Below are 12,056 nucleotides of genomic sequence, written 5' to 3'. Positions count from 1 at the left end.
TTTCTACTAATGCCGCTTTAATTGATGAACTCCCTATGTCTAATCCTAAGTAATACACAAGTTTTATGATTTAATTAATAATTTTTACTTCTTTAAAAACTTCAATTGACTACCCAAATCTTTTTTTAAAAAAATAAATACCTATAGTTTTATTGAAAAATATAATTTAGTGCAAAATTAGTTTTAGGCTTAAAGAAGTAATGGCAGAAATTAATCAACTTATAGAACAAATGATGCGTTTACTTAATTTAGTGATGTTTTTTAAGGTTGTAACTAGAAAGAGTTTTGTTTGAAAACACCATACCTTTTGCACTTGTTCTATTTAATACAAGAATACTTTTTACCTTATAAAAAAAATATAAGTACATCTCTACAGAACATTATTTTATTAATTTTAAAAAACTTATTTCAATAATGAAAACTATAAGCACAGTGTTAAATGTAAAAAATCTGAACCTTTAAATTTAAGCTACTAAGTTGTGGTTAAATATTACATAAATCTTATACTCTAATAAAATTGTGTCAATTCCTATAACAGGTGTTGCATTGTTCTGAAATCTTTTAATATAATGAAAACTATTCCTGTTTTTAGTAGTATATTGGATAAAATTTGAAATTTAAAACGTATATTAATATACCTATGCGCAATGGCAGCCAGTTTTGGTTGCGCCAATAAAGACAGTTCCAAAAAGAACGATAATAAGGAATTCGTCAATGATTTGATTCATGAAACGAGTCCGTACCTATTGCAACACGCCTTTAATCCTGTGGATTGGAAAGCTTGGAATTCCGAAACTTTGGAACTCGCAAAAAAGAGCGAAAAGCTTATTATTATTTCGGTGGGCTACTCCGCCTGTCATTGGTGTCACGTGATGGAGGAAGAAAGTTTTGAAAATGATTCAGTCGCCAAACTGATGAACGCTAATTTTGTATCTATCAAAGTCGATCGCGAAGAACGTCCTGATGTCGATCAAATATATATGAACGCCATTCAGTTGATGACTGGAAGCGCAGGATGGCCATTAAATTGCATAACACTACCTGATGGAAGACCAATTTTTGGTGGCACTTATTTTACAAAAGACCAATGGATAAAGGCTCTAACAGATATTTCAAACCTATATAAAAATGACCCTCAAAAAGTCATGGATTACGCTGATAAATTGACCCATGGTATCAAAACTTCCGAACTGGTGTCTCTCAATACCGAAGATATAAAGTTTACACCTAAAAAACTCAGTGCGATTATTAAAGCATGGAAATCAAATCTGGACTTTGAGTATGGTGGACAAGCAACTGCACCAAAATTTCCAATGCCAAATAATTTGAATTTTCTTTTAAGGTACAGCTTTCAGAATGATGATGCCCAATTGCAAAGTTATGTTATGAAAGCTTTAACAAAAATGGCAGATGGAGGACTCTATGACCAAATTGGTGGTGGATTCTCGAGGTATTCGGTGGATGCAAAATGGCACATCCCGCATTTTGAAAAGATGCTGTATGACAATGCGCAACTCGTCAGTCTATATTCCGATGCCTATCTCATCTCAAAGAATGATAGATTTAAAGACATTGTTGAACAAACATTGAATTTTATCAACGTGGAACTTTCTGATGAATCCGGTGGTTTCTATTCTTCTTTGGATGCGGATAGCGAAGACAAAAACGGTAATCTGAAAGAAGGTGTCTATTACAGTTGGACAGAAGCTGAATTAAAAAACAGTTTTTAAGTCTGAATTTGACATGTTCAAAGACTATTACAATATCAATTCCACTGGAAAATGGGAAGATGGACAATATATTTTGTTCAAAACGAAAAGCGATGCAGATTTTGCAAGCCAGCACTCCATCAAATTGGAAGATTTGATTTCCATGGTTTCAAAATGGCATATCAAACTTTTAAAAATCAGAAGCTTACGTAAGCCACCAAGAACAGACGATAAAATTTTGACTTCATGGAATTCGCTCATGTTGAAAGGTTATGTAGATGCCTACCGTGTTTTTGGTAATGAAGAGTATCTGGAAAAAGCCTTGAAGAATGCCAATTTCATTAAGACCAATCAACTCCGTAAGGATGGTGGATTATTCCGTAACCATAAAAATGGTAAAAGCACAATTGAAGGATTTTCGGAAGATTACGCGATGGTCGTCCAAGCTTTTATTACACTTTATGAAGTCACTCTTGACGAAAAATGGCTTCAATCTGCCAAAGAACTTACCGATTATACAATCACTCATTTCTTGGACGACAAGAGTAAAATGTTATTCTTCACTTCAAATTTGGAGACCAATTTAATAACACGTAAAATGGAAGTTATTGATGGTGTTATCCCATCCTCCAATTCAATAATGGCTAAAAATTTACTTAAATTAAGTCATTATTATTCAAATGAAACCTACTCAAAAATGGCTAAACAAATGCTTAACAATGTGTATTCTGACATCATGTCGGTTCCTTCAGGTTATTCAAATTGGCTTTCACTTAATTTGAACTATTCAAACCCATATTATGAAGTTGCCATTTCAGGAAAGGATGCCAAACAGAAATTGAAATCACTGAATTCTAACTATTTGCCAAATATTTTGATAGCTGGTTCTACAAAAGAAAGTAATCTGTCTTTGTTGGAAAATCGATACGTTTCTGACGAGACTTATATTTATATCTGCCTCAATTCAACCTGTAATTTACCGACAACAAGCCCTGAAAAAGCCTTGACACAAATAAAATTTAAATAATTTCATTCTTGAATGAATTGATAATTGGTTAAATTTTATGGAATAGTTAGTTGATAGTTTATCAAAGATTTAGATACTCTAAACATATTAAATACAACAATTCTCATGACATCTGCTTCATCGATTAAATTCATTATTATATATTACAAGTAGATTTAACAACAAGTTGAAAAAGACAGTATTCTATTTAAATCCTTCGAAAATTACGTCAAATAAGTTTGAGTTTATAAAATTTCAATTCCACTACACCAGCATTTATATTTTAAAAACTTTTTCTTGCCTAGTTACTAAGTCTGATTTGCGCGGAATTGCATTAAAGATTCATATTTAAAGTAGAATTTAAAAAATCAACGGATAGTTTGTCCATGAAAACGGGGTAAGCAATAATCTTGGAGCTATTCTTAACATAATAAATATAGCTCTTATATAGATTAGATGGAACAGGACTGGACATCGTGAGTTTACGCTTTCTTTATTTCTGTGGATAGCTGTCTTTATTTCAGTAATTCATTTTTATATTGACGCATAAACAAATAAGTCAAAGACAAAAAAGGAACTATTAAACCAAAGGATGAGCACTTTATTTATATCTACCAGAATCAAATTGAACTACATTTTCATCAAAGAATTCTTAAATGGTTTGTAATATCAGAACCAACATCTTCTCTTTTCGATTCAATCTCCCTTAATGCCTGTGCAAGTTTCAACATATCCCTGCTAATCTTTGTTTCAATAACCCGAGCATACTTCTGGGTCGTTGAAATTTTTTTATGGCTCAAAAGATTTGAAACCGTTACCAGCGGCACATTGTTTAGAAGAGTAATCGTGGTGGCGAAAGTATGGTGGGCAACATGGAACGTCAGTTTTTTATCAATACCATACAACTCAGCGATTTTCTTTAAATGCTTATTGACTTTTTGGCGGCTAAGCACGGGTAAAAGCTGATGGCCATTTTGCTCAGAGGGATAATCTCTATAAATCTCCAGTATTCTTTTTGCCTCATCCAGAAGTGGAACTTTCAAGGGGGTTTTTGGTTTTTGGCGCTTGACCATTATCCATTGTTCACCGTCTATACCTGTAACTATACTCTTGGCAATAAGGTTCTTCACCTCTATATAACATAAACCTGTGTAGCAAGAAAAGATAAAAATGTTCTTAGCATCTTCTAATGAAACATTGCTTGAATTGAGCAATTTTACCCTATCAATTTCTGTTTGGTCCAAAAAGGCACTATCAAATTCCTCAAACTTCAACTGATATAAGGAAAAAGGGTTTTTCTTTACCCAGCCGTGTTTTAATGCCAAAGTCGTCAGTTTTTGAAAACGTTCCATGTGCTTCATTATACCATTATTTCGCAGAGGCTGCGACTTTCTTAAAGGTTCGCATTGTCTCAGGTAACTTTCAAAGCTGGCCACAAAGGAATAGTTGATGTTCTTAAGGTAATAATCTGATGACTTAAACTCATTCAAAATAAACCTGTGAAGATATTTTTCTGTAGAGGGATAGTTTTTGGCCGTTCCTTGAGATAAATAAATCAAATCGTTCTTCCTGTGATAATTTATGAGGTCATGAATTGTTGCAACGGGTTTGTCCTTTCCCAAATACCTTAATTTAACCGCTTGTGCAGAAACAACAACGCCGCTGTCGGATAGTTGCCTATAGCATAAAACTATTTTGGAATGGATATTTTCAAGGACATTATTAATTTCTTTAGCCCCTGAAAATTTGGGCTTAATGTGTCTTGATTTTGTGCACCAGCTATTTTCAAAGGTGGTTTGTTGAGTACTTAGATCGGCACGTTTGCCATCTATTGTAATCCTCGCATAAATCGGGAATGTTCCTTCTTTTCTGAAGACCGTCCTTTTTAGCCAAAAATGGACATTGAAGGTTTTTAGGAATGTCATTACTTTCGTTTTTAATGAATAAATCAGTTAAACGAAAGCCAAATCGCTGTAAAGATGAAATAATACTAATGGTACAAATTTAAGGAATTATTTCTTAAAAAAAGGACACCTAATAGGACACCTTTAAATTTGTACTCAAATGGATACAAATGAATTCAAACAAAATATTAAAATACTGAATTTCATTTGATTAGCATTGTTTTGATATCCATTGATACCCAAATTGTCGGGATGACAGGATTACCTTGCGTTTTATAAAGTACTGTTTTACAGTGTTTTAAGTGATTTTGTTTCAGTGGATTCACCGAATAGTACACTAAAGTCAAAAAGAGCTATTTAAAAACAAAATTTATTTGTTTTTATTGATATAAAGATACAAATTTCATTGAATAGTCTCAATATTCTTAGAATAATAAAACTCGTGTTGTTTAGGATAGTTTATACTCTAATTTGTTTTTCCATTTTTCCCAATCTGGAAATAATTCATTTTGAAGTCTATAAAAATCTTTATTATGACTATAATGTACTAAATGGCAGAGTTCGTGAATTACAACATACTCTATACTTCCCTTTGGTGCTTTAATTAATTCAGTATTTAGAATTACTTTACCTGATTTTGTACAGCTACCCCAACGCTTTTGCATTAATCTTATTTCTAAAATTGGTTTTTCAATTTTATATTTATTAAATTTTTCTAATGAACTATTTAATAATTCTTCAAAATAAAAATTTGCTTTTTCTTTATACCATTCGTTTAACTTTTTTTCTAAATATTCAGGATTGCAGTTTTTAGTTTTCATCATCATTGCACCTCTAAATAATTTAATTTCATTAACCGTATCTTCAATGATTTGTAATTTATATTGCCGTCCTAAAAACAAATGTGTTTCTCCATTGATATATTTACGTTGTGGAGTATGAGGTTTATAACTAGAGAAAAAAGTTTGTTGTTTTAGAATCCATTTTGCTTTTGATTTCACCTTTTTATTAATATCTTCAATACATGCATCATCTGGAGCAATAACGGATACTAAACCATCAGGCAATACTTTTATACCTAATGATTTTCTAGAAGCAAAAGTTAAACTATACTCAATGCTTTTACTTCCATAATTTACTTTTTGGATTGAGTGTAACATTAAATATATTTGAGTTTAGCGATTTTAATTACTTCTTCAATTAATTCGTCAATTTTATCAAAAGAGAATTGCATATCATATTGTTGTTGCTTTTCGAAAAGTAAATCATCGAGATTGTTTTTCAATTCTTTTTCGATTTCCGAATTAGTTTGCCAATCAATTATTAGAGTATTATTTTCATAAATACTACTTTTAATACATTCTTCTATTTCTAAAGCTGTTTTTGCTTGTACTTCTTTTGGTTCTGGAGTGTTATTAAAACTATTCTCAAATACTGCATTAATTAAATTAAAAAATGCAATTGCATTTGGTTTTTGTTGGATAGAGCTTGGTACATTATTTTGTTTTCCGGTAAGAAATTGATTTTCGTATTCTTTAGCTCTTTGCAAATATAAAGCTTCATCAATACGGTGTTGATGATAGTCGCTTATTGCCTCTCTAATCAATGTGGATAAACTTTTATAGAAGATTGGATCTTCATTCATTTTTATATTTAACGCTTTAATTGTACGAGTTGCTATATGATCTGCTTTAGCAGCTTTACCAACCATTTTTTCTACTTCAGCTTCACGTTTATCTTTATCAAAAATATTAACTAATTCAGTTATTTTTAAAACTTCTCCTCCAGTAGTAATATGTTTGTCTATTAATTTTTGAATTTGAGGTTCAAATGCTGAAATATCAATATCGTCATAATATCTTCTTTTTACATCTACTCTTAGTTGCAAGAAAAATTTACTGTCTTTCTTATATCTGTCAATGGTTTTTTCATTTTCGATATCATTGAATTCTATTGATGCCATTGCTAATTTAAACAAACGAATAAAAGCAGATAATTTATCATAAAAAGGATGTCTAATACTATCATCACTCAATAGTTCTGAATAAGCTTCAGCATCGTATTTGTTTTTTATCGTTTTAAATAAATCCCATAATTCACTATGTGCCTGTGGTAATTTTTCTATTTCCTTATTGATGTTTATTATTGTTCCAGCTAATTCTTCTTGTTCAAAGTCATCTAATCCACTGTATGTATTTAATGCACTATCTAGGTTTTCTAAATTTCCAAAATAATCAATAATAAATCCATATTCTTTTCCTGGCGCAACTCTGTTTACTCTAGCAATAGCTTGTAATAAAGTATGCTCTCTCAACGCTCTAGTTACATATAATACTTGATTGTTTGGTGCATCAAAACCAGTAAGCAATTTATCTACAACTATAATAATTTCGGGTTTTTCTTGTTTTTTAAATGCACTAATTACTGACTTTTCATAGGTTTCCTGTTTACCATATTTACTCATCATTGCTTTATGAAATTTTAAAACAACATCTTCATTTTCTTCAAAAGCATCATCATAATTTTCTCTTGTATCTGGAGCAGAAATTAATACTTCACAACTTACCTTACCTATTTCTTTTAAATATTCTCGGTATTTGATTGCTGTGGTTTTATTAGGTGCTACTAATTGGGCTTTAAATCCTGTTCCTTGAATATTATCTACAAAATGATCACTAATGTCCCAAGCTCTAGCCTCTACAACTTGATCTGCTTTATTGATTTGATTAGTTGAACTGAATTTTCTTTTTAATGCCACTTTTCCATACAGTGTTGCTTGTTCAGAAACTCTATCGAAATAAGTGTCCAATGGCTTATCATTTACCTCAATAATATTATGCCTTCCTTCATACAATAATGGCACTACAGCTTTATCTTCTACAGCATCATTTATTGAATATACATCAATTAGACCCCCAAATTTATTAGCTGTACTTTTCTCTTTCTTCATTAATGGTGTTCCTGTAAAAGCTACAAAACAAGCCTTAGGAAATACTTTTTGCATTTTCACATTAAACGTTCCGTACTGGCTTCTGTGTCCTTCATCAATCAACACGAAAATATTTGGAGAAGTAAAACCTTCTTTTGTTTGGTTTATGGCCGCTTCAAATTTGTGTATTAATGTTGTAATTACAGCGTCTGTTGGGCTGTTGATTAATTCTACTAAATGTTTACCAGTTTGCGCTTCTTCTACTCCTACATGGCACTTTTGAAATGTTTCCGTAATTTGAGTGTTTAAATCAATTCTATCTGTAACTAATATGATTTTTGGGTTTTTAATGTCTTTTTGGGTCGCTATCATTTGTGCTAACATGACCATTGTTAATGATTTTCCACTTCCCTGCGTGTGCCAAATGACACCACCAATTCGTTTTCCATTGGCATCTGGAATACTAATTTTTTTAAGTGTTTCTTTTATTGCAAAATACTGTTGGTATCTTGTTATTTTTTTAACCCCGTCATCATATACTATATAATTGAATATTAGGTCTAATATTCTTTGTTTTTGACATAAACTAAAAATTAATTTGTCTTGTTCTGTAACTATTACTTCTTCTTTTTCTAATTGATTGAAAAATTGTAAAACATTTTTAAATCGTTGATTGAAAATAGCGGTTCGTTCCGTATTTGGTAATTCACTATTTTTTAATTGTCTAATAGCATCACCATAATGAATGCCTTCATCTTTAGAACGAAATACTTCTTTCCATACACTCCAAAACTCCTTTTGTGTTGCTGTAGTCGCATATCTAGCTTCGTTTACAGCTAAAGAAAACACTATATTAGAATACTGATATAAACCCCTTATTCCATCTTCTTGTTGATTTCGTAGATGTTGCGAAATGGCTTCATTAACTGGATCCTTTATTACATTACTTTTACATTCTATTATTACCATTGGAATACCATTGATAAATAAAACTATATCTGGACGATAGGTATCATTTCTTTCACTTCTTAATACAGCATATTCTTCAGTTACATGAAATATATTATTTTCAATATTTTTCCAATCTATGAATTGAAAAGAAAAACTTTTTTTATCGTTTAAAATAGTTTGTTCTAAACTTTTACCCAATGTAATTAAATCATAAAACTCTTGGTTTGCCTTAATAAAACCATCCTGAATAGGTAATTCACGCATTGCAATAATAGCAGTATTGATATTAGTCTCTGAAAAAGAGAACTCTTTGTTTTTGTATTGTATGCTGTTAATTTTTTCGAGTTGTTTTTTAAGAATGGGTTCAAGCAGTACATTGCTGGTTCTACCGCCACGTAACTCCATTGCTTCTTCTGGCGATACATATTGGTATCCCATTTTTATGAGTAACTGCAATGCTGGAATTTGACTAATGTGGTCTTCTATGTAGGATGGAGTCATATTAACTAATTGATTTAGTGTTGTTTTTACCTTTTGTATTCTTAGCTTCTTTTAAAGCTTTAGATAGTCTATCAGTTAAAGTGTCAATTGAATCTTCCCTTTTTAAACTAGTTACACCACAGCAAATGGTCAAACGATGTTTATTATCGCCAATTGAAAAAATATTATTACTGATCATTTTTCTTTTACGCTCAGCTGCTTGTAAAGCTTGACCAAGATTTGTTTCCTTGGCAATAACAACAAATTCATCTCCTCTTTGAAAGAAACGAAAAGTTTCATCTGTTGCTCTTTTATCACTGCCAAGTAATTCACCTACCTTTTTTAATATTAAATCAGCCTCTCCATAGCCATACTTCGTGTTAAAGGATTTGAAATTATCAATATCAATTAAGATAATACTGGTATTATCTTTAAAATCTTCAATTAAGGATTCTAATGAAATTTTTAATCCTTTATGATTTTTTAAACCTGTTAATTCATCAATATTATTATCTCTTATTAAATTATCAAGCTTTGATTTATATCTAAATATTAAAAAAAACAAACTAATAATGAATATTGTTAAAATGATTATCAGATATAAAGGTGTTTTAATCTCAGAAAATAAAAAAGTCTTTACCAAAGGAATTAAGCTAACAAAATATGTAAATAACAATCCTCCAGAAAAAATTAAAATTGCTTTGAAAATGTCATAAAATCCTTTTGATAATAATTCAGATTTAAATTTTTCAAATGATTTTTTAATATGTTTCATAACTCAATGTTAAGTAGTTTATAAATTTCTACTTTATTCTCATTATAAACCTCTAATGCACGGGTCTCAAGGTTTTTAAGTCGATCTTTGTCAGTTTCATCCATTTCAATATTTTCTGCCTCAGTTTTAAATAATGTATTAAGTCTTAAGTATGCAAAATTATCCGGTTCTTGTCTATCAATACCATTTTTTAACAAGCTTAAAATATTTTCCGCCTGTTGAGATTGACCTTGCATAAATAACTCTATAATTCTTTTACGCTTATTATTTATCCAATACCAAATCCCAAATTTGTTTTCTCTACTAGGCTCTAGAAATATTCTTTCACCTGTACCAATTGAGAGTAAATTAATATCAATTAATTCTTTTTGAAAAGCTTTTTGAGCTTCAATCAAAGCTATTAAACTGGGATTATTAGCCCAAACACCACCATCTACTTTATTTTTAAATTGTAAAACATCTCCTTTCATATCTTTATACATATCACCTGAATACGGATCAAAATATGTAGGAGCAGATGAAGTTGATAAAGCGGCATCTAATAATGGAAGATTAGGGTCTCGAGTAAATCTGTGATGGTAAAGACTTTTTAGAACAGATGGTTTTCCAATACTTAAATCGTAAATTGATACTCCAACAGGCACTTTACAATCTTTAAGTTTAGGAATAGAATTATTGTGATATTTTTTAAACACACATTCCAATAAGCATTTAAGGCTTGCTCTATCATGTGAGGAATGATTAAGACATTTTAAAATTCCTTTTTTATTACCAAAAATTTTTTTAGCATTATTGAAATAAAGGTCTTTAATCTCTTCGGCTGGAATCCCTAAAGATAATGCTAATGCAAGAATACCACCTGTAGAAGTGCCAAAAATTAAATCTACATTCTGATATATTTGCCAATTTTCAACTTCTTTAGATTTAAGCTCCTTTTCGATTTCACTTAAAATTACTGCTGGAAAAATACCTCGAATACCACCTCCATCTAAACTTAATACTCTAAATTTTTTCCCGCTCATATTGTTCTTACTTTTCCTGTCAATAACTGCTGCATAATTCCTTTTTTCTCTAACTGCAAGGTTTCAAGTTTTTGTTGATATTGATTTAGCTCTTCGGATGCTTTATCTAAAATGGTTGCAATTGCTTTTTGTTCCTCAACATCGGGAAGTTTAATTTCTAATTTTAGAAAATCGGTTTTACTCATTACCCTGTTTCTACCTGCACCTCCTGGAGAAATTAGTTCCAATAAAAATTTGAACCTTTTTTGTAAAATAAAATGTCTAAAATATTCAGGAATTGAATTTTGAGAATTGAATGTATATGTCGGAAAACGATGCGAAACCAAACCGCTTTCATCTTTTTTACTAACTATTGCTACTGCGTGTTCCCAAGCAAATGTGATATTGATGATTAAATCATTTTCTTTTACTTCATACATTGTTTCCATTGCAATAGAGGCTGGGTCAAAATCAGTTTTATGAAAAATCCCCTTTCCGTGACTTCTTAAACCAAGTGCCAAATAATTTTCAACAGGTTTTAAAATTGGTCTGGGAGTAAAATTTAAACATTCACTCATAATTCTAACTTTCCATTTTTCATTAAACCCTTTTACTCTCATTTTTCCAGAAAGTAATTTTTGAGTTAAGCCATTATTTCTATGTTTCAAATTATCAATTATTGATTTGCAATTATCAATCGCTTTATCCCAAGTTGATAGTATGGTTGCTATTTTTTGTTGTTCTTCTACAGGTGGAATCGGGATTTTAAGCTTTTGAAGTTCCGATTTAGAAATGCTGTAGACAGAAGTTCCTGTCGCTATTTTTTTTAATTCAACACCAACTTTAGGATTGTTGAAAATATATGTTCTAAAACCTTGAACCGTTTTATTAGAAATGTCTCTTGCTAAAAAAGTATGTAACCCTGAAACTATTTTTTTTGACTTTATATTTTTTACTTCAATACATTCTCCAACTCCTGCATAATCTTCAGAAGCATCGGTTATAATTAAATCTCCATCTTTTAAGTAATTAAATTTTTGATTTAGAATTAATTCATCTTTAATATATGGGAGTTTTTCAATTTCACAGTCCAATATTTCACTCTTAAATTTAGAATGAATATCACCATAATGAATATTTTGAATTTCATTCAAAGTCACATCATAAGTCAAGTTATCTCTTGAAAATGAATTAGTTGAAAATAGTTCAAAAACACTATCAAATCTTTCAACTTTCCAATCATTTGGGATTAAACCAATAGCTGTTTCTTTATATTTATTATTAAATTCTTTTAACATACA

At 30.5% G+C, this 12,056-nt stretch carries 8 protein-coding genes; 2 read left to right on the top strand and 6 right to left on the bottom strand.

Features of this window, described 5'->3' with window-relative positions; translation table 11 throughout:
• Positions 1 to 647: 647 nt before the first annotated feature.
• Both EV196_RS20300 and EV196_RS20295 read left to right on the top strand, forming a co-directional pair.
• Positions 648 to 1,730 (top strand): thioredoxin domain-containing protein, encoded by a 1,083-nt coding sequence (locus tag EV196_RS20300; RefSeq protein ID WP_317128024.1) that lies wholly within the window; start codon positions 648 to 650, stop codon positions 1,728 to 1,730.
• 13 nt (positions 1,731 to 1,743) lie between these two features.
• Positions 1,744 to 2,736 carry a thioredoxin domain-containing protein gene (locus EV196_RS20295; protein ID WP_317128023.1) on the top strand — a complete coding sequence of 331 codons (993 nt, stop codon included), beginning with the start codon at positions 1,744 to 1,746 and terminating at the stop codon, positions 2,734 to 2,736.
• A gap of 620 nt (positions 2,737 to 3,356) precedes the next feature.
• Here the strand turns inward: EV196_RS20295 and EV196_RS16555 are convergent.
• From EV196_RS16555 to EV196_RS16530, 6 genes are all read right to left on the bottom strand, one after another.
• Positions 3,357 to 4,640 (bottom strand): site-specific integrase, encoded by a 1,284-nt coding sequence (locus EV196_RS16555; RefSeq protein ID WP_132218889.1) that lies wholly within the window; start codon positions 4,638 to 4,640, stop codon positions 3,357 to 3,359.
• Between the two features lie 428 nt (positions 4,641 to 5,068).
• Positions 5,069 to 5,779 carry a M48 family metallopeptidase gene (locus EV196_RS16550; protein ID WP_132218888.1) on the bottom strand — a complete coding sequence of 237 codons (711 nt, stop codon included), beginning with the start codon at positions 5,777 to 5,779 and terminating at the stop codon, positions 5,069 to 5,071.
• Positions 5,779 to 9,000: a type I restriction endonuclease subunit R gene (locus EV196_RS16545; protein WP_132218887.1), complete on the bottom strand. Its 3,222-nt coding sequence runs from the start codon at positions 8,998 to 9,000 to the stop codon at positions 5,779 to 5,781. Before EV196_RS16545 ends, EV196_RS16550 begins: the two co-directional genes overlap by 1 nt.
• A gap of 1 nt (position 9,001) precedes the next feature.
• Complete coding sequence (locus tag EV196_RS16540) at positions 9,002 to 9,754, bottom strand: GGDEF domain-containing protein (RefSeq protein WP_132218886.1); 753 nt, start codon at positions 9,752 to 9,754, stop codon at positions 9,002 to 9,004.
• Entirely contained in the window at positions 9,751 to 10,776 is a 1,026-nt protein-coding gene (locus EV196_RS16535) for a CBASS cGAMP-activated phospholipase (RefSeq protein WP_132218885.1), read from the bottom strand. Before EV196_RS16535 ends, EV196_RS16540 begins: the two co-directional genes overlap by 4 nt.
• On the bottom strand, positions 10,773 to 12,053 hold the full coding sequence (locus EV196_RS16530) for a restriction endonuclease subunit S (RefSeq protein WP_132218884.1): 1,281 nt from the start codon (positions 12,051 to 12,053) through the stop codon (positions 10,773 to 10,775). The genes EV196_RS16535 and EV196_RS16530 overlap by 4 nt, the downstream gene beginning before the upstream one ends.
• Between the last annotated feature and the right edge of the window lie 3 nt (positions 12,054 to 12,056).

The sequence above is a fragment of the Mariniflexile fucanivorans genome (assembly GCF_004341235.1).
Taxonomy (GTDB): domain Bacteria; phylum Bacteroidota; class Bacteroidia; order Flavobacteriales; family Flavobacteriaceae; genus Mariniflexile; species Mariniflexile fucanivorans.
This window is presented reverse-complemented; position numbering and strand designations above follow the sequence as displayed.